We start from the raw sequence: 17,540 nt of genomic DNA on the forward strand, positions 1-17,540 counted from the left end.
TGCTCTTTCAGCAGAACTTTCCCCTTGACATCCGGCCCAGGCGGCATTATTATATAAGCACAAGATTACTTACTTTACTTTTGTTTAGGAGTGAGCGCCATGACCCAGCGGGAACGGCAGCTGCTCCGATGGATCGAGGAGAATCCCCTCATCTCCCAGCAGGAGCTGGCAGACAAGGCGGGCATCACCCGGTCCTCGGTGGCCGTGCATATCTCCAATCTGATGAAAAAAGGATACATCGTGGGCAAGGGCTACATCGTCCACACCGCCCCCTACGCCGTGGTCATCGGCGGGGTGAATATGGACATCGGCGGCCGCCCCGCCCACAAGCTGGTGGCCCAGGACTCCAATCCCGGTCAGGTGCGCATCAGCCTGGGCGGCGTGGGGCGCAACATCGCCCACAACATGAGCCTTCTGGGGGTGGACGTCCGGCTCCTCACCGCCTTTGGGGACGACCTGTACGCCCAGAAGATCGCCGCCTCCTGCGGAGAGCTGGGCATCGACATCTCCCAGTCCCTCCAGGTGAAGGGGGCCGCCACCTCCACCTATCTCTTCATTGCCGACGAGCGGGGGGACATGGCCCTGGCCGTGTCCGATATGGAGATCTACTCCCACGTGACTCCCGCCTATCTCCAGTCCCGGCAGGCCCTGCTGGACAATGCCCAGCTCATCGTCTTCGACACCAACCTGCCCGCTGAGACCATCGCCTGGCTGGCCCATCACGCCAAGGTCCCCCTCTTCTCCGACCCGGTGTCTACGGCCAAGGCCGAAAAGCTCCGCCCCGTGCTGGGCAAGCTCCACACCCTCAAGCCCAACCGCATCGAGGCCGAGCTCCTCTCCGGGGTGTCCATCACCGATGAGGCGAGCCTCAACCGGGCCGCCGACGTGCTGCTGGATACCGGACTGCGCCGGGTGCTCATCTCCCTGGGCGGGGACGGCATCTTCGCCGCCGACCACCACGAGCGCGTCCACGTCCCCTGCTTCCCGGGGGAGATGGTCAACACCACCGGCTGCGGGGACGCCGCCATGGCCGCCGTGGCCTGGGCCTATCTGGAGGGTACCGACCTGCTGGGCACCACCCGGGCCGCCCTGGCCGCCGGTTCCATCGCCATGGAGAGCGCCGAGACCATCAACCCCGCCCTGAACGCCGAGACCCTGAACGCCAGAATGAACGCCTGACCCGCGGGCGCACACGGTGCGCCCCTGCTGCAAATCAGAAATGCCACTACGATCTATGGAGGTATCTCAAATGAATCTGAACAAGTATCTGGACGTCGCCCCTGAAGTTGCTGCCGCGGTTGCCGCCGGAAAGCCCGTTGTGGCCCTGGAGTCCACCATCATCTCCCACGGCATGCCCTACCCCCAGAATGTGGAGACCGCCCTCAAGGTGGAGGAGATCATCCGGGAGAACGGCGCCGTGCCCGCCACCATCGCCATCATCGGCGGCCGCCTGAAGGCCGGCCTCACCCATGAAGAGATCGAGTACCTGGGCAAGGAGGGCACCAAGGTCAACAAGGCCAGCCGCCGTGACCTGGCCGTGCTGGTCTCCAAGGGAGCCGACGGCGCCACCACCGTCACCACCACCATGATCATCGCCCACATGGCGGGCATCCAGATCTTCGCCACCGGCGGCATCGGCGGCGTGCACCGGGGCGCTGAGACCACCATGGACATCTCCGCCGACCTGGAGGAGCTGGCCAACACCCCCGTGATGGTGGTCTGCGCCGGCGCCAAGTCCATCCTGGACCTGGGCCTCACCCTGGAGTACCTGGAGACCCACGGCGTGCCCGTCATCGGCTACGGCACCAAGGAGCTGCCCGCCTTCTACACCCGCAAGAGCGGCTTCGGCGTGGACTACCAGCTGGACACCCCCGAGGAGCTGGCCTCCGCTTTCCGCACCAGCCTGGACCTGGGCTTCCGCAGCGGCATGCTGGTGACCAACCCCATCCCCGAGGAGTACTCCATGGATCCCGCCGTCATCAACAAGGCCATTGAGGACGCCGTGGCCGAGGCCAAGGCCCAGGGCATCCACGGCAAGGCCACCACGCCCTTCCTGCTGGCCAAGATCAAGGAGATCACCGGCGGCAGCAGCCTGGACTCCAACATCCAGCTGGTCTTCAACAACGCCCGTCTGGCCGCCCGGACCGCCTGCGCCCTCTCCGCTCTGAACTGACGGTTCTGCACAAAAATCCACTTGCTTTTTCCCCTTCTTCTGGTATACTATTTAGTAGTATAGTACCACTAAATAGAGAGACGGGCATATCCGTCCGCAGAAAGGGGCAGCGCACATGGAACTCAAGCACATCAACAAGCTGGAAAAGCCCATCGCCGTTGAGGAGATCCGCGTTATGGTCTCCCCCGATTGGGTCGACCGCTGGGTCGAGCTGGACGACGAGGTCTGGACCAGCCGCCTGAAGGTCTCCGAGGGCTTCCTGGGCAAGGAGATCTGGATCAGCCGGGACGTGCCCGGTGAGATCAATGTGGTCATCTACTGGGCCGATTACGACATCTGGCAGAGCCATGACAAGTCCGGCTGGTGCATCGAGCTGGACCAGCAGATGGAGCAGCGCATGGAGGGCCACCTGCTGAGCATGGAGTTCAAATTCAAGAAGAACCAGAACTTCAAGTGCTACGAGATGTCCAATGTCTAATCTCTGATTCTCTTTTCGATCCGGTGTGTTCTGCACAAGAACACACCGGATTTTTGTCTGTCAAAGTGTATTCCTGCGATCTGTGCTGCAAGAGCCTCGCAGAGTTCCGCCGTTTCGTAGACGGCGGAAGGAAGTAAAATCGTGTTTTCCGGCGGCGTGTACGTCGGAAAACACTCCTCTCAGGCCGCAAGTGTGCGCGCGTCAGCGAGTGCGCGCAGCGGACTGCATTCCCTCTCAAAAATGCTTGCATTTTTGAGAAGCGTGTCGAACTTGTTCGACGCGCGGAAGGTCCGGTGTGTTCTGCACAAGAACACACCGGACCTTTTCTTTGCATTTGTCATTTCTGACGGGTTATGGTATACTGTGGCCAGCAGACCCCCATGAGTCCACCAAACAGGAAAGGAGCATTGTCATGAAAGGAACCTCTCGCACCGCCCGGCGTCTGACCGCCTGTGTGCTCACCGGAGCACTGGCGGCCGGCTTTGCCGCCGTCCCCGCCCTGGCCGCTGAACCGGCCTCCCTGGAAATCGGCATTTACTCCACCACCGACATGCACGGCAAGTGCTACGACCTCAACCCCATCGACGGCAAGGAGGTCAAGAACAGCTACCTCAAGGTGGCCACCGCCATGGAGGAGGAGCGCGCCGCCATGGACGGCACCATCCTCATCGACAACGGCGACATCATCCAGGGCAGCTCCATCATCAGCTACAACATGAACATGGAGGGCGGCAAGGACAACCCCATGGCCATCTGCCTGCGCTACATCGGCTATGACGCCTTTGTCCCCGGCAACCACGAGTTCAACTTTGACATGGAGACCCAGCAGATCTTCTACGATATGCTCTCCGACACCAGCTCCAAGTACCCCGGCAAGCCGGTGGACGCCCTGTGCGCCAACTACATCAATGTGGCCACTCAGGAGCCCAACCTCACCCCCTACAAGGTCATGACCTTCGATGTGGGCGGCTCCGAGTTCAAGGTGGGTATCCTGGGCTTTGAGAACGTGAACGTCCCCAACTGGGACCTGCCCACCCACTATGAGGGCTCCGACTTCGTCCACAAGGACAACACCGAGCGCACCTATGCCTACGAGTGGGTCAACTACTGGCAGAAGGAACTGCGGGAGAAGGAGGACTGCGACTTTGTCATCGTGGCCAGCCACTCCGGCGAGGACAGCGGTCTGGTGGGCGCCGGTGACGGCGACGCCGTGGAGACCGGCAAGACCGATTTCTCCCCCGAGAACCAGGTCCGCCACCTGGTGGAGAACACCACCGGCATCGACATGGTCATCGCCGGCCACAACCACAAGGTGGGCGTCACCGAGATGAAGAATGCCGACGGCCAGACCGTCCCCTGCGTCAACGGCGGCACCTCCACCCTCACCAAGACGCCGGTCACCATCCGCTCCGACGGCACCTTCACCATCGGTGAGAGCGAGAACCTGGACCTCACCACCTATGAGAACGACGCCGGCCTCAAGGCCCTCATGCAGCCCTACTACGACCGGACCCTGCCCTTCATCACTGAGCAGATCGGCACCCTCTCCGGCGACTGGGACGACGAGACCGACCTCTTCCATGTCCAGAGCGACACCATGAACCTGGTCCACGAGGCCCAGCTGTGGGCCACCGGCGCAGACCTGTCCCTGGCCTCTCCCGTGGCCAACAAGGACTTCTGCATCGGCCAGCTCCTGGATGGAAAGGATTCCGCCCCCATCAGCCTGAAGGACTGCTACTCCTTCTATAAGTACGACAACAACCTCATCTACATGATCCAGATGACCGGCAAGCAGATCAAGGACTGGCTGGAGGACTGCACCAAGGACTTCACCGTGGAGGCCGACGGCACCATCACCGGAGGCGGCTTCGGCACCGACCAGCTCTACGGCATGGACTATGACATCTACATGGGCAACCCCGAGGGCAGCCGCGTGGTCAACCTCACCTATCAGGGCAAGCCCGTCACCGACGACCAGACTTTCAAGGTGGCCCTCAACTCCTACCGCCTGTCGGCCAACGCCGCCGGCGATGAGTTCGGCTGGTACGCCACCACCGGCATCACCATGGGCACCGACGCGGTGCTATGGGACGGCTCTGTCTCCGAGGAGTTCGGCTCCATCGGCGGCTCGGTCACCCTGGTCATCGCGGAGTACATCAAGGCCATGACCGCCGAGGGCAAGGAGATCACCCCGCCCGAGGCCAAGAGCCACTGGACCCTGAACGCCGGCACTTCTCCCGCCGCCGACACCGTGACCCGTCTCCAGTTCGCCGAGAGCCTCTATCAGGCCATGACCGCCGACTCTGAGACCCTCGCCGCCCCCGCCGACGAGCCCTTCACCGACATCGCGGACAACACCGCCATCCTCTGGCTCTCCGGTCAGAAGGTCATCTCCGGTGACGGCACCGGCAAGTTCAACCCCAACGCCCCCATCACCCGGGAGCAGGCCGCGGTCATGCTGATGAACGCCGCCGCCGCGCTGGACAAGGGTCCCCAGGGCGCCTGGGCCGTTCAGATCCCCTACGCCGACGCTTCCTCCATCTCCCCCTGGGCCAGCGAGGGCGTCATGTGGAACGTGATCCAGAAGTACCTCCCCGTGGGTGCGGACAACCAGTTCGCCCCCCAGGGCACCCTCACCCAGGCGGACGCCGATGCCGCCATCGCCGCCCTGATGGCGCAGAAATAATCACAAATCCCATCCCGTTAAAAAAGCTCCCCGCGCCTTTTCGGCGCGGGGAGCTCTTCGCTTATTTACAAACTTATTTCACCGACTGGGCCGCGGCCAGGATGGCCTCGGCGGTCATGCCCTGCTGGCTCTGGAGGGAAAAGGCAAGGCCGTCCCGCACCCAGACCGCCAGAAAGACCGCCGTGCCGTCCCCCTTCAGGGTGACCGGTCCGTCCCCGGTCTCCACGGTATCGGTCCAGGCCCAGGTCTGGAAGTCGCCGCTCACGTCCTCCCCTTCGCCCATGCGGTAGACCAGCACGGTCTCCCCGCTTCCATCCGTATAGCGCACCTCGGCCAGCACGCCGCCGATGGCGGTATAGGCCGACGGGGTCCATCCCTCGGGCAGCTCCTCCGGCAGCTGGATCTGGAAGGACACTGCCTTCCGGAGGGCATCCAGATCCTCTGCCGGCTGGACCGGGTTTCCCACGCTCACCCCGGTGGTGGGCGTTGGCGCGGGCGCGGGGGAGGAAATCCCCTGGGTGAGCCCCCAGCTGCCCAGGGCCACCGCAACGGCCAGACAGGCCGCCGCCGCGCTCCAGCGGGGGAGGCGGCTGCGCTGGGGGGCGCGTCTCCCCTCCCGGACCCGCCGGGCCATGTCCTCGGGGACCTGTATGCCGTCAAAGGCCCGCTTATAGCGTTCCATCCGCACCCTCCTTCCAGATCTGACGCAGTTTTTCCCGCCCCCGGTTCAGAAGGGAACGCACCGTCCCCTCCCGCTTGCCCAGCACCTGGGCGATCTGGGCGGTGGTGTAGTCCTCGTAGTAAAAGAGATGGATGACCTCCCGGTACTTGACCGGCAGGGAACACACCGCCTGGAAGAGGGCCACGCTCTCCTCCGGGATGCCCTGGGCGGGATAGTCCTCCGGCAGGGCCTCATGCCGCCGCCAGGGGGCCTTCAGGCGGTTCTTGCACAGGTTGGCCGCCACCCGCAGGAGCCAGGCCCGCTCGTGGTCTCCGCTTTCAAAGGCGGGGGCCCGGCTGAGCAGCTGCACCAGGGTGTCCTGGAGCACGTCCTCCGCCTCGCTCCGGTCGTGGAGATAGGCGTAGGCCAGATGGAGGATGGCTGCGCCGTGGGCCTCCAGCGCCTGTTCCACTGCCGTATCTTCCATCTTCCTTCCTCCTTTCCAAGGGTTCTTTCCCGGCGGGGCTCTGCTCAGGCCAGGAAGCCTTCCAGAGCCTCCGGGGCAACCCCCTCCGCCCAGGAGAGGGACCAGGTATAGGTGCCGTCGTTCCACACGGCCAGAGAGACCCTTCCATCCTCGCCCTTGAGGGTCACGTCCCGGCCGTCCACCGTGCGGGTAGTCTCTTCCGCATAGACCTGATAGTCCCCGCTCACATCCTGTGTGCCCCGGGCCATGCGGCAGGTGAGGCCGTCCTCATAGCGGACCTCCAGAAGCTCCCCGCCGATCACAAAGACCTCCTGGATTTCGCGCCCCTCCAGGCCCTTCCAGTCGGGCAGGGCAAAGCCCACGGCCTCCTCGGCCTCCTCCAGCGTGTCCCAGGCCACCATGGGGTTGGGGAGCTGGGCCTGCTCCTGGGTGAAGGCAAGGGTATCCTCCCCCTCCTCCACGGTATAGCCCAGCAGGGAGAACATCCCGGCCGGCACATAGGTCACGCCCGCCCAGGCCTCCGGACCGGCGCCGTAGGACTGGGGCGCGGTCATGCCCAGCGCGGTCTGCGAGGCCCGGGCATAGCTGTCCACCCCGTAGGTGAGGTTCATCTTCACCGCCTCGTCCGCCACCAGCACGCCGTTGTCCTCCGGGCACCATGTGACCTCATAGCCCATGGGACCGGCCACCGCCCGGAGGGGGACCATCCACACGCCGTTCTCCTGGTAGGGGGCGGCTCCCCCCAGATCCACCGCCGTCCCCTCCACCGTCACGGCAGGGGCGGAGACGGGCGCGGGCGCAATGGGAGCGGCTGCCAGCGCCGCGGGCATCATACTGACCGCACAGGCGGCGGTGAGCATCATCTGATGATATTTCATATTGACTGCACATCCTTTCCGGCCCATTGGCCGTTCTGTCTGATATACAATCCAGCCGCCCCTTTTGTTGCACAGAAACGGCAATTTCTTTGCTTGCACCCTCCGGGCCCCTGGGGTACAATGGGGCTGTGTCCTCCCATTTTAATGAAAATTTCAGAAAATCTAAATCCCTTTTCTCCCCTGGTACCGTATACTATGAGAGAAGGACAGGGGCGAAAGGAGTGCTGCGGCATGGAGATCACACTGGAACAGGTAGAGCGCCTGCGGGAGAAGAGCGGTCTCTCCTATGAGGAGGCCCGGGACCTGCTGGAGCGCTGCCACGGCGATCTGCTGGACGCCCTCATCGAACTGGAGCGGCAGGGCCGGCTCCGGCCCGGCGGCGGGGGGACCTACTCCACCCGCCCCGGCGCCCATCCCGCCGCCACTCCCACCGCTTCCTACGACCGGGGCCGGACGCGGGAGGAGCGGAACGGCGCCCACAGCGGCGACGCCTTCTGGGAGCAGATCCGGGAGGGACTGCGGGCAGTGGGCGACGTGCTCCGCCCCAGCTCCGTGCTGGAGATCTGGCAGGACGGCCGGCAGCTCACCGCCGTGCCCCTTCTCATCCTGCTTCTGGCGGTGATGTTCGCCTTTTGGATCACCCTGCCCCTGCTGCTCATCGGCCTGGTGGCAGGCTGCCGCTACCGGCTCGCCAGCCCCCATGTGAACCTGGAGGTCCTCAACGGGGCCCTGGGCGCCGTCTCTGACACGGTGGAGGACTGGAAGGAGTCCTTCCGCCGCCGTCCCCCCAAAGACTGATCACCGGTCCGGCCCCGTCCGGACCGAGAAGGAGAATCCATTATGTCCGAACACATCCTGCTGGTGGAAGACGAGGAAAAGCTGGCCCGCATGGTGGAGCTGGAGCTGCGCTATGAGGGGTATGAGGTGGAAAAGGCCTTTGACGGCCGCACCGGCCTGGAGCGGGCCCTCTCCGGCGCCTTTGATCTGATCCTGCTGGATATCATGCTCCCCGCCCTCTCGGGCATGGAGGTCCTGCGCCGCCTGCGCCGGGAGAGCCAGGTCCCCGTCATCATGCTCACCGCCCGGGATACCGTGGTGGATAAGGTCTCCGGGCTGGACTCGGGGGCCGACGACTATATTACCAAGCCCTTTGCCATTGAAGAGCTATTGGCCCGCATCCGCTCCGCCCTGCGCAAGCGCGCCCCCATGCCCACCCGCACCCTGCGCGCGGGCAGTCTGGTGATGGACACCGACCGCCACGCCGTCACCATGCAGGGCACCGCCGTGGAGCTCACCCGGCGGGAGTTTGATCTCCTGCGCTATCTGCTGGAAAACAAGGAGAAGGTGGTCACCCGGGAGTCCCTCCTGGACCACGTGTGGGGCTTTGACTATGTGGGCGAGACCAACGCCGTGGATGTGTACATCCGCTTCCTCCGGGCCAAGCTGGAGGAGCCTTTTGGCGAAAAACTGATCCACACCGTCCGGGGTGTGGGCTATGTGATCCGGGAGACCGGAGGAGGTACCAAATGAAAAAACTCACTGCCATTGTCTATACCAGCCACACTGGCTTTACCAAGCGCTACGCCGGGATGCTGGCCCGGGCCTCGGGCATCCCCGCCTATGACCTGTCCCAGCGGAAGGAGCTCCCCGCCCCCGGCTCGGGCGTGCTCTATCTGGGCTGGCTGTGCGCCGGGCGCATCCAGGGCCTGGCCCAGGCCCGCAAGCGCTGGGAGGTCCAGGCCGTCTGCGCCGTGGGACTGGCACCCATGCCCCCTGAGGGCGTGGAGGGACTGGCCGCCGCCCACCGTCTGGGCAGCACCCCTCTCTTCTACCTCCGGGGCGGATACGCCCCCGACCGGGTGCGGGGGATGTATCGGCTCATGATGCAGCCCATGCTCCGCATGACCGCCAAGTCCCAGGAGCCGGAACAGCGGGTCATGCACACCGTTCTGGTCCAGGGGGGCGATTTCACCTCGGAAAAGCTCCTCTCCCCCGTGCTGACCTGGCTGGAGTTTCACACATGATCCGTCGAGAGAGGTGATGGTATGCCCCGATCTCCCCGCGAGACAGCCGCGCCCCTCCAGCACATCAAGTCCTCCATCGTGCTGCGGCTCAACACCAAACTCTTTTTCCGCCTGCTGGGCATCTATCTGGTCATGGACCTGCTGCTGGCCGCCCTGTGCCTGGGGGGCATGCTCTTCTGGGCCGAGCACCAGTGCGCCGACATCGCCGCCTTGGTCGAGGAACGGGGCGTCCCCTCCGCCGAGGCCGCCGTGTGGATGTCGGCGGGAGACTACACCGTGACCGCCCTGGACCGGCCGCCCCAGGGCCTCTCCTATCCTCTGGTCTCCCCCCTCCCGGGGCTGGAGAATGCCCTCCACACCATTGACCTCCAGGGGACGTCCACCGGCCAGGGGCTCCCCCAGCTCACCCGGGCCACTTACACTGTGGAGCTGCGCAGCAGCCAGGGACAGCCCTACGCCATCCGGCTGGACATCCAGGGCCCGGTGACCGTGATGGGGGTGGCTCTGCGCCTGCTGCTCCTCTTCCAGCTCCTCTCTCTGCTGAGCAATCTCTTCCGCAACGCGGGCACCATCCGCCGCACCCTCAAGCCCATCCAGGAGCTGGCCGCCGCCGCCAACCGGCTAGGCCATCCCGGGGCCATGGCCCCGGAGGAGCTGCGCTCCCTGGCCGGCAAGCTGGATCAGATCAACGCCACCCATCTGGACACCCGCATCTCGGTGCCGGGCACCCAGAAGGAGCTCCAGATCCTGGCCGGGGCCATCAACGCCATGCTGGACCGGATCGATGAGGCCTACCGCTCTCAGATGCGCTTTGTCTCGGACGCCAGCCATGAGCTGCGCACCCCCATCGCGGTCATCCAGGGGTATGCCAACCTCCTCAACCGCTGGGGCAAGGACGACCCCACCACCCGGCAGGAGGCCATCGACGCCATCAAAAGCGAGGCCGACTCCATGAAGGAGCTGGTGGAACAGCTCCTCTTCCTGGCCCGGGGGGACAACGACTCCATGCACATCGAGATGGAGTCCTTTGACCTGACCGAGATCGCCGCCGAGGTCTTCAAGGAGACCGGCATGATCGACCGCAGCCACCGTTTCCAGTCCCGGTGGGGCGGCCCGGTGCCCGTGGTGGCCGACGTGGGCCTCATCAAGCAGGCCCTGCGCATCCTGGTGGACAACGCCATCAAGTATACCCCCGCCGGCGGGGCCATCACCCTGTCGGTCTCCTGCGAGGGGGGCGAGGCCCGCCTCTCCGTGCAGGACGAGGGACAGGGCATCGACGCCGCCTCCCTCCCCCACATCTTCGACCGCTTCTACCGCACCGATGAGTCCCGCACCCGCCAGACCGGCGGCACCGGCCTGGGCCTGGCCATCGCCAAGTGGATCGTGGAGCGCCACGGCGGCTGGTTCGAGGTGGTCTCCTGGGAGGGGGTGGGCACCCGCATGACGGTGGTCCTCCCCGCGCCGGTTGCCCAGACCGGGGAGCCGGTCCAGTCCAAGAGCGCGTGAGCCAAACCGCACACAAATGCGGCCCGGAATCTCTCCTCCGAGATTCCGGGCCGCGTTTTCTTATTCTACGGGCATTTGCTCTGCCGGGGCGCTCCCCGCCCAGTCCTCCAGCTGGTGGAACCGCCCCCGGGGAAAGACCAGGGTGACCTCAGTCCCCTGCCCCGGCTGGGAGTCCAGCCGGATGGACAGGCCCAGCCGGGCGCACAGCTTCCGGCACAGGTAGAGCCCCAGACCGGTGGAGCGCTGGGCGGCCCGCCGCCCGTTGGCTCCGGTAAAGCCCTTGTCAAAGACCCGGGGGAGGTCCTCCGCCGGGATGCCGATGCCGTTGTCCGCCACGGTGAGGAGCACCGCGTCCCGCTCACACCGGCAGGCAAAGCGCAGCACCGGCTGCTCCGAGCGGTACTGCACCGCGTTGGCCAGAAGCTGACCCAGGATGAACTCCACCCACTTGGGGTCGGTGTACACGGTGGCCTTCCACTCCCCCAGCTCCAGCCGGAAGCCCGCCCTTATGAGGGGCCGGGCATACTGGCGCACCGCCGCCCGGACCGACTCCTCCAGCGCCATGGTGCGCACCCGGTAATCCCGCTCGGCAGTGCCGCTGCGGGCGTAGAAGAGGGCCTGCTCCACATACCGGTCGATCTGAAAGAGCTCCTCCTCCAATGCGTCGGCCAGGGTCCCCGGGTGGTTCTCCAGCAGCAGACGGGCCGAGGCGATGGGGGTCTTGACCTCGTGGATCCAGGTCTCCACATACTCCCGGTATTCCCGGCCCTCCCGCCGGGCCTGGCCCAGCCGGTCATTGCCCTCCCGGCCCAGCTCTCCCAGGCGGCGGCACAGGAGCTCCCCCTCCCAGAAGTCCGGCTCGGGCAGCGCGTCGGGCAGAAAGAGCCCGTCCGGCCCCTCTCCGGTCTCCTCCACCGCCCGGTAGAAGCGCCGCCGGCGCAGCCAGTCGGCCAGCAGCGGCAGGAGAAGGCACACGGCCAGCACCAGCTCCAGAAGGCCGATGGCCCGGCCGTCCACGCCCAGGGCCATCAGCAGTGCCCCGGCAAAGACCATGGACACCGCGCCCCCGGCCAGCACCCCCGCCCGGTCCCGGACATATTCCATCAGAGACACAGCTGATACCCCTGTCCCCGTCGGGTGGCCAGGACCTCTGAGAGCCCCAGCTCCTCCAGCCGCCGGCGCAGCCGTGCCACGTTCACCGTGAGGGTGTTGTCGTCCACGAAGGCGTCCGACTTCCACAGCGCCTCCATCAGGGCATTGCGGGAGACGATGCGCCCCTCGGCCGCCAGCAGGGTCTGGAGGATGCGGCTCTCATTGCGGGTGAGCTCCACCTCCACCCCGTTCCGGGCGGCCACGCCCCGGCCCAGGTCCAGCGTGAGCCCGCCCCGGCTCACGGCGGGGGGCACGCCGGGACAGGCCCGCTGGAGAAGGCGGGCCATCCGGGCCAGCAAAATCTGTGTATTGTATGGCTTTGTGAGAAAATCGTCCGCCCCCAGGTTCATGCTCATGAGCTCATCCAGCTCGGTGGCCCGGCTGGTGACCACGATAATGGGCATCTGGGAGCGGCGGCGTACCTCCCGGCAGACGTGGTAGCCGTCATACCGGGGCAGGTTCAGGTCCAGCAGCAGCAGGTCGGCCCCCGAGGCGCACACCTGCCCGGCCACGTCCTCAAAGTCGGCGGTGGTCACACACCGGTAGCCGTACCGGCTCAGGAGGGCGGATAGCTCCTGCCGGATGCCCGCCTCGTCCTCCACCAGAAAAATGGTGTGTCCCATGGTCAGTCCCGGCTGCTCAGGAGCAGCTCCTCCACCGAGCAGCCCACATAGTCGGCCTCCTCAAAGGTGGTGAAGGGGCCCACCGAGAAGCGCACCGTCCCCTGGGGATAGGTGCCCAGGGTCTGGTGGGCGGTAGGGGCGCAGTGGAGGCCGCAGCGGGTGGAGATGCCGTACTCCTGCTCCAGGCGGAAGGCCATCTCCCCGTTGTCCCCGGTGGTGAAGTCCACCGAGACCACCCCGGTGCGCGCCGTCAGATCGTCGGTGCCCACCACGCGCAATCCGTCCTCCTCCAGCTCCTTGAGCCGGGCCCAGAGATGACAGGCCACCTTGTGCTCCCGCTTCCGCAGCTCCTCCCCCTGCTCCTCCAGATAGGTGAGGGCGGCGTGGAGGCCGTAGATCCCCGGCAGGTTCAACGTGCCCGCCTCAAAGCGGTCGGGCAGGAAGGAGGGCATGGTGAGCTCGTGGGAGACGCTCCCCGTTCCCCCGGCCACCAGGGGGGTGAGCTCCCCGGCCAGGGCGTCGGTCACCACCATGAGGCCGATGCCCTGGGGGCCCAGTAGGGCCTTGTGGCCCGGGAAGGCCAGGCCGTCAATGCCCATCTCCTCCATGTCGATGGGCACCGCCCCCGCAGTCTGGGAGGCGTCCACCAGAAAGCGGATCCCCCGCTCCCGGCAGAGCTTGCCCACCGCCCCGATGGGGAGGATGGTGCCGCAGACATTGGAGGCGTGGGTGAGGACCACCGCCCGGGTCCCCGGGGTCAGATGGGCCGGGACCTCTTCCAGCAGCAGCTCGCCCTTGTCGTTGCAGGGGAGGAAGTCCACCTCCACCCCCTCCGCCTGGAGCTGGGTGAGGGGGCGCAGCACCCCGTTGTGCTCCATGGGGGAGGTCACCACCCGGTCCCCGGGCCGCAGCAGGCCCTTGATGAGATAGTTCAGGGAGTGGGTGGAGCCGGGGGTGAAGATCACGTTCCGGGCCCCGGGGCCGTTGACCAGGCGCTTGACCTGCTCCCGGGTCTCCAGGGCCAGGGAGGCCGCGTCGTAGGCGGCGGCATAGTCCCCCCGCCCGATGTTGCACCCCACATTCAGGATATAGTCGGCCATGGCCTCTCCCACGCCGGGGGCTTTGGGGTAAGAAGTGGCTCCGTTGTCCATGTATACACGTCTCATCGCGCTTGTCCCTCCGTTGTTCTCTCAGCCCAGCTCGGTCTCCAGCACCGGGCGCAGGCGGTAATCGTTCTGTTCCATCTGTAACAGCAGCCGCTCCAGCGAGGCAGAGGTGGCGGCGCTGCCGGTCAGCTCCATGCGCACGGTGCTCCGCCGCTTCTCCAGCCGGGAGAGGATGCCCGACACATTCATGGCGCTCGTTCCCTCATAGGGCGAGGCGTCCAGGTTGGCGCTCCACAGGTGCCAGCCCGCCTCCTCCACCGCCCGGCGGGTGGTCTCGTTCCCGTTCTCCAGGCAGACGATGTGGCTACGGCTCCAGACCAGATCGGCCAGCAGGGCGTTGCCCTCCTCCAGGGCGGCGAGGGTGGTCTCGGCATCGCTGCCGTCCACCAGCAGTCCCACGGCGTGGCCCGCGCCCACCACCCGGCGCACCTGCTCGTCCAATCCAGCCAGCTCCTCCGGCCGGAAGAGGAAGAGGGCCTGCTCCCCCCTGCGCTTCAGGGCCGTAAGAGCCCCGTCCAGCCGGGTATTCTCCCCCTCGCAGCGCACCGCCAGATAGACCCACAGACCCGACGTCTCCTCGGGCACCTCCGGCGTGGGATCGGGGAGGATGGGGGTCGCGGACGGGGTGGGCGTGGGCGTGGCGGTGGGCACCGCGTTCAGGCTCTGGATATACCGGTCATACCGGTCCTGCCGGTAGGACTCCGAGGAGTTGAGCAGCCGCTCGTCGCTGAGGGTGGCATAGCTGTTCTTGATGCGGATGAGGGTCCCCGCCGTCTCGGTGGGGCGGTAGCTGTACTGGAGTCCGAAGAACTGGCACACCCCGTTGGCGGGCACAAAGGTCTTTCCATTGCGGACAATAGCCCGCATCTCCACATACTCGTCATTGGCCAGACAGGTCTGGGCGTTGATGTCGAAGATGAGCGTCCCTTTGAGGCTGAACATGGTCAGGGCGTGGGACTCGGCGTCCTTGTACTCCAGGCAGGAGATCCCCAGGTCCACGCCGGTGTTGTTCTTGTTCTTGTCAAAGACGGTGTAGGGCACATAGATGGTCCCCCCCACCGCCACGGGCATATTGGCGGTGGTGAGGCCGTCTTTGTCCAGAAAGCTCTCGTTCACCGCCAGCTGGTAGACCTCGGGCTCCCCGGCGGCGCTGCCCCAGGGCAGGACCAGGAGAATGGCCAGGACCAGCGCGCACAGCGTCATCCGCCGCAGAAGGTTCTTCCGCAAGGGCCGCGCCCCCTTTCTCTGTGGATTCAATCCTTTATATTATAGCATGCCCCCTTTCCCCGGTAAAGGGAAACCGCCCCGCCTGCATCACCTCTTGCATCCCATTCCCCCGCCGTAGTATAATGGGGATACTGCAAGGCGCGGTCCGCTGCGGCGTGCCGCCGTCCGTCCTGGACGGACAACTTTGACTCTCCCATGAAAAGAGGAATGACCCATGGATTACGCAAAGGAATCCCTGAAGCTCCACGCCCAGTGGAAGGGCAAGCTGGAGACCGTCCCCAAGATGGCGGTCGACTCCAAGGAGGCCCTCTCTCTGGCCTACACCCCCGGCGTGGCCCAGCCCTGCCTGGAGATCCAGAAGGACCCCGCCAAGAGCTATGAGCTCACCGGCCGGTGGAACACCGTGGCCGTGGTCACCGACGGCTCCGCCGTACTGGGCCTGGGGGACATCGGCCCCGAGGCCGGTATGCCCGTCATGGAGGGCAAGTGCGTGCTCTTCAAGGCCTTCGGCGATGTGGACGCCATCCCCCTGTGCGTGCGCAGCCAGAATGTGGACGACATCGTGAACACGGTGCGCCTGCTGGCCGGCTCCTTCGGCGGGGTGAACCTGGAGGACATCGCCGCTCCCCGCTGCTTTGAGATCGAGCGCCGCCTGAAGGAGTGCTGCGACATTCCCATCTTCCACGACGACCAGCACGGCACCGCTGTCATCACCCTGGCCGGACTGGTCAACGCCCTCAAGGTGGTGGGCAAGAAGATGGAGGAGGTCCGCATCGTGGTCAACGGCGCGGGCGCCGCCGCCATCGCCATCACCAAGCTTCTCCTCTCCGCCGGGGCCAAGAACATCATCCTGTGCGACCGCACCGGCGCGGTCTACGCCGGCCGGGAGAAGGGCATGAACTGGGTCAAGGAGGAGATCGCCCAGGTCACCAACCTGGAGAAGAAGAGCGGCTCCCTGGCCGACGTGCTGGCCGGTGCCGACGTGTTCATCGGCGTCTCCGCCCCCGGCGTCCTCACCGGCGACATGGTGCGCACCATGGCCAAGGACCCCATCCTCTTCGCCTGTGCCAACCCCACCCCCGAGATCTTCCCGGAGGAGGCCAAGGCCGCCGGCGCCGCCGTCATGGCCACCGGCCGGAGCGACTACCCCAACCAGATCAACAACGTCCTGGCCTTCCCCGGCATCTTCCGGGGCGCCTTCGACGTGCGGGCCAGCGACATCAACGATGCCATGAAGGTGGCCGCCGCCAAGGCCCTTGCCTCCCTCATCAGCGAGGACGAGCTCTCCCCCGAGTATATCATCCCCGCCGCCTTTGACCCCCGCGTGAAGGACGCGGTGGCCAAGGCCGTGGCCGAGGCTGCCCGTCAGTCCGGCGTGGCCCGGATCTGATCGCTCCTCCGACACCACAGCGCAAAATCCCTCCGGTGCCAACTGCTCCGTGTCATAGGGACACGAAGTGAACCTCCCCTAATGGGGTAATATCGATACGGTAAAAGACTATAGCTGCAAGTCATTATGAGGGCTTGCGGCTATAGTCTCTTTTCTTGTTGACGAAAATAAAATAATTGCAGAACATTTAAGTATCAAACATCCCTTTGTGCATTCTGATGTATAGCGAGATACTCTTGTAATTCTGCCGAATCCTGCTTTGTCAAATCAGGATATTCCATGATTCTCCTCCTGATTCGATGTGTGCATTGAGGTATTGGACCTTTCTTTTGTATACAAGCGCAGTCCGATTCTTTCTGTTGCAAACGCACTAAGCAAAAATGGAACAAAATATGTGGAGAGCCGATAGAGAACAAGTACAGAAGATACATCTGCCGCATCCATGTAACAGGAAAACAACAGCAGAAAAGCTGCTTCTACTGAGCCCATTCCAGCAATATTAGGCAGAGCATTGGAAATAACATGTGCCAAAGCAGATAATGTCTGTATTTGAATAAGAGAAAAATAATCAATGCCAATCGCTCTCATGCACAGGTATGGAATTGAATAGAGCCCCATCAACTTGATTGCGTTGATTCCTACCCCAACCAAGATTATATTTGGGGTGTGAAGCAAATCCTTTGCTCCTATATGTAGCGCATCTACTTGTTGTTTCCATTGAATCGCACGATCTGCCCACTTTGAAAGACTTTCTAATCGACAAATTCCTTTGCAGATGAACCGATAGAAATTTTCCAGAGTACATATCAGAATGAGCAATATAATGATAATAATACATATCAGATACCCGAACACGACATATCTGAGCAAATTTCGATGTTGCCTAAAAAGCTTCTGCCCCTCAAGCAGAAGTAGTACGCTACTACACAGCAAAATGGTTGATTTATGGAGCACATATTCCATACTCATGATTCCCGCAGCTTCTCCAGGCTCCATTCCCTTACGATGTAAATAGGGCTTACTGAACAGTGGGAAAAAGCTCGGAAACCATTGAAAATACTAGGAAAAACAGGGGTAATGCGGTAAAAT

The 17,540-nt window shown here is 64.3% G+C and carries 17 protein-coding genes; 9 read left to right on the plus strand and 8 right to left on the minus strand.

Translation table 11 applies throughout. From position 1 onward, the window contains the following. The first annotated feature begins 99 nt into the window (after positions 1 to 99). From I2C21_RS14595 to I2C21_RS14610, 4 genes are all read left to right on the plus strand, one after another. A complete protein-coding gene (locus I2C21_RS14595; protein ID WP_195279609.1) occupies positions 100 to 1,179 on the plus strand; it encodes a PfkB family carbohydrate kinase in 1,080 nt (359 codons plus the stop codon). Positions 1,180 to 1,249: 70 nt separating this feature from the next. Beyond that, positions 1,250 to 2,173 carry a pseudouridine-5'-phosphate glycosidase gene (locus I2C21_RS14600; RefSeq protein ID WP_101691846.1) on the plus strand — a complete coding sequence of 308 codons (924 nt, stop codon included), beginning with the start codon at positions 1,250 to 1,252 and terminating at the stop codon, positions 2,171 to 2,173. A gap of 115 nt (positions 2,174 to 2,288) precedes the next feature. After that, positions 2,289 to 2,651, plus strand: a complete 363-nt coding sequence (locus I2C21_RS14605) for a TIGR03792 family protein (RefSeq protein WP_101691845.1) — start codon at positions 2,289 to 2,291, stop codon at positions 2,649 to 2,651. Between the two features lie 412 nt (positions 2,652 to 3,063). Continuing rightward, positions 3,064 to 5,337, plus strand: a complete 2,274-nt coding sequence (locus tag I2C21_RS14610; protein WP_195279610.1) for a 5'-nucleotidase C-terminal domain-containing protein — start codon at positions 3,064 to 3,066, stop codon at positions 5,335 to 5,337. A gap of 73 nt (positions 5,338 to 5,410) precedes the next feature. Here I2C21_RS14610 and I2C21_RS14615 read toward each other — a convergent pair whose 3' ends face one another. The 3 genes from I2C21_RS14615 to I2C21_RS14625 are packed head-to-tail and all read right to left on the minus strand — an operon-like array spanning position 5,411 to position 7,363. Further along, the gene (locus I2C21_RS14615; protein ID WP_195279611.1) at positions 5,411 to 6,019 is read right to left on the minus strand and encodes a hypothetical protein; all 609 of its coding nucleotides are present in this window, start codon (positions 6,017 to 6,019) and stop codon (positions 5,411 to 5,413) included. Beyond that, positions 6,006 to 6,485, minus strand: a complete 480-nt coding sequence (locus I2C21_RS14620) for an RNA polymerase sigma factor (RefSeq protein WP_193537236.1) — start codon at positions 6,483 to 6,485, stop codon at positions 6,006 to 6,008. Before I2C21_RS14620 ends, I2C21_RS14615 begins: the two co-directional genes overlap by 14 nt. 44 nt (positions 6,486 to 6,529) lie before the next feature. Then, on the minus strand, positions 6,530 to 7,363 hold the full coding sequence (locus I2C21_RS14625; RefSeq protein ID WP_195279612.1) for a stalk domain-containing protein: 834 nt from the start codon (positions 7,361 to 7,363) through the stop codon (positions 6,530 to 6,532). Between the two features lie 195 nt (positions 7,364 to 7,558). On the opposite strand from I2C21_RS14625, the gene I2C21_RS14630 reads away from it, so the two are divergent. From I2C21_RS14630 to I2C21_RS14645, 4 genes are read left to right on the plus strand one after another with little or no spacing between them, the layout of a single operon-like run. Beyond that, complete coding sequence (locus I2C21_RS14630; RefSeq protein WP_195279613.1) at positions 7,559 to 8,161, plus strand: UBA domain-containing protein; 603 nt, start codon at positions 7,559 to 7,561, stop codon at positions 8,159 to 8,161. A gap of 42 nt (positions 8,162 to 8,203) precedes the next feature. Continuing rightward, complete coding sequence (locus tag I2C21_RS14635; protein ID WP_101691839.1) at positions 8,204 to 8,893, plus strand: response regulator transcription factor; 690 nt, start codon at positions 8,204 to 8,206, stop codon at positions 8,891 to 8,893. Further along, on the plus strand, positions 8,890 to 9,387 hold the full coding sequence (locus I2C21_RS14640) for a hypothetical protein (RefSeq protein WP_101691838.1): 498 nt from the start codon (positions 8,890 to 8,892) through the stop codon (positions 9,385 to 9,387). The genes I2C21_RS14635 and I2C21_RS14640 overlap by 4 nt, the downstream gene beginning before the upstream one ends. A 21-nt stretch (positions 9,388 to 9,408) precedes the next feature. Further along, positions 9,409 to 10,893, plus strand: coding sequence for a sensor histidine kinase (locus I2C21_RS14645; RefSeq protein WP_195279614.1), 1,485 nt, complete (start codon positions 9,409 to 9,411; stop codon positions 10,891 to 10,893). Between the two features lie 60 nt (positions 10,894 to 10,953). Here I2C21_RS14645 and I2C21_RS14650 read toward each other — a convergent pair whose 3' ends face one another. Genes I2C21_RS14650 through I2C21_RS14665 form a run of 4 tightly spaced genes read right to left on the minus strand, consistent with a single transcriptional unit; the run spans position 10,954 to position 15,061 of the window. Continuing rightward, entirely contained in the window at positions 10,954 to 11,997 is a 1,044-nt protein-coding gene (locus I2C21_RS14650; protein ID WP_286167313.1) for a sensor histidine kinase, read from the minus strand. Continuing rightward, positions 11,997 to 12,668, minus strand: a complete 672-nt coding sequence (locus tag I2C21_RS14655) for a response regulator transcription factor (protein ID WP_195279616.1) — start codon at positions 12,666 to 12,668, stop codon at positions 11,997 to 11,999. The genes I2C21_RS14650 and I2C21_RS14655 overlap by 1 nt, the downstream gene beginning before the upstream one ends. 2 nt (positions 12,669 to 12,670) lie before the next feature. Then, positions 12,671 to 13,834 (minus strand): aminotransferase class V-fold PLP-dependent enzyme, encoded by a 1,164-nt coding sequence (locus I2C21_RS14660; RefSeq protein ID WP_195279617.1) that lies wholly within the window; start codon positions 13,832 to 13,834, stop codon positions 12,671 to 12,673. 24 nt (positions 13,835 to 13,858) lie between these two features. Continuing rightward, positions 13,859 to 15,061, minus strand: a complete 1,203-nt coding sequence (locus tag I2C21_RS14665) for a hypothetical protein (protein WP_195279618.1) — start codon at positions 15,059 to 15,061, stop codon at positions 13,859 to 13,861. Positions 15,062 to 15,275: 214 nt separating this feature from the next. Here I2C21_RS14665 and I2C21_RS14670 point away from each other — a divergent pair, with 214 nt between their 5' ends. Further along, positions 15,276 to 16,451 (plus strand): NAD(P)-dependent malic enzyme, encoded by a 1,176-nt coding sequence (locus tag I2C21_RS14670; protein WP_193537220.1) that lies wholly within the window; start codon positions 15,276 to 15,278, stop codon positions 16,449 to 16,451. Between the two features lie 267 nt (positions 16,452 to 16,718). On the opposite strand, the gene I2C21_RS14675 is transcribed toward I2C21_RS14670, so the two are convergent. Then, complete coding sequence (locus tag I2C21_RS14675) at positions 16,719 to 17,480, minus strand: lysylphosphatidylglycerol synthase transmembrane domain-containing protein (RefSeq protein WP_286167314.1); 762 nt, start codon at positions 17,478 to 17,480, stop codon at positions 16,719 to 16,721. Between the last annotated feature and the right edge of the window lie 60 nt (positions 17,481 to 17,540).

Source organism: Clostridium sp. J1101437_171009_A5 (assembly GCF_015547905.1).
Classification (GTDB): Bacteria; Bacillota; Clostridia; order Oscillospirales; family Oscillospiraceae; genus Pseudoflavonifractor_A; species Pseudoflavonifractor_A gallinarum.

Bases quoted from the DNA above. Each gene is read 5' to 3' on its own strand.
- I2C21_RS14595 (WP_195279609.1), top strand. From the start codon at position 100: ATGACCCAGCGGGAACGGCAGCTGCTCCGATGGATCGAGGAGAATCCC.
- I2C21_RS14600 (WP_101691846.1), top strand. From the start codon at position 1,250: ATGAATCTGAACAAGTATCTGGACGTCGCCCCTGAAGTTGCTGCCGCG.
- I2C21_RS14605 (WP_101691845.1), top strand. From the start codon at position 2,289: ATGGAACTCAAGCACATCAACAAGCTGGAAAAGCCCATCGCCGTTGAG.
- I2C21_RS14610 (WP_195279610.1), top strand. From the start codon at position 3,064: ATGAAAGGAACCTCTCGCACCGCCCGGCGTCTGACCGCCTGTGTGCTC.
- I2C21_RS14615 (WP_195279611.1), bottom strand. From the start codon at position 6,019: ATGGAACGCTATAAGCGGGCCTTTGACGGCATACAGGTCCCCGAGGAC.
- I2C21_RS14620 (WP_193537236.1), bottom strand. From the start codon at position 6,485: ATGGAAGATACGGCAGTGGAACAGGCGCTGGAGGCCCACGGCGCAGCC.
- I2C21_RS14625 (WP_195279612.1), bottom strand. From the start codon at position 7,363: ATGAAATATCATCAGATGATGCTCACCGCCGCCTGTGCGGTCAGTATG.
- I2C21_RS14630 (WP_195279613.1), top strand. From the start codon at position 7,559: ATGAGAGAAGGACAGGGGCGAAAGGAGTGCTGCGGCATGGAGATCACA.
- I2C21_RS14635 (WP_101691839.1), top strand. From the start codon at position 8,204: ATGTCCGAACACATCCTGCTGGTGGAAGACGAGGAAAAGCTGGCCCGC.
- I2C21_RS14640 (WP_101691838.1), top strand. From the start codon at position 8,890: ATGAAAAAACTCACTGCCATTGTCTATACCAGCCACACTGGCTTTACC.
- I2C21_RS14645 (WP_195279614.1), top strand. From the start codon at position 9,409: ATGCCCCGATCTCCCCGCGAGACAGCCGCGCCCCTCCAGCACATCAAG.
- I2C21_RS14650 (WP_286167313.1), bottom strand. From the start codon at position 11,997: ATGGAATATGTCCGGGACCGGGCGGGGGTGCTGGCCGGGGGCGCGGTG.
- I2C21_RS14655 (WP_195279616.1), bottom strand. From the start codon at position 12,668: ATGGGACACACCATTTTTCTGGTGGAGGACGAGGCGGGCATCCGGCAG.
- I2C21_RS14660 (WP_195279617.1), bottom strand. From the start codon at position 13,834: ATGAGACGTGTATACATGGACAACGGAGCCACTTCTTACCCCAAAGCC.
- I2C21_RS14670 (WP_193537220.1), top strand. From the start codon at position 15,276: ATGGATTACGCAAAGGAATCCCTGAAGCTCCACGCCCAGTGGAAGGGC.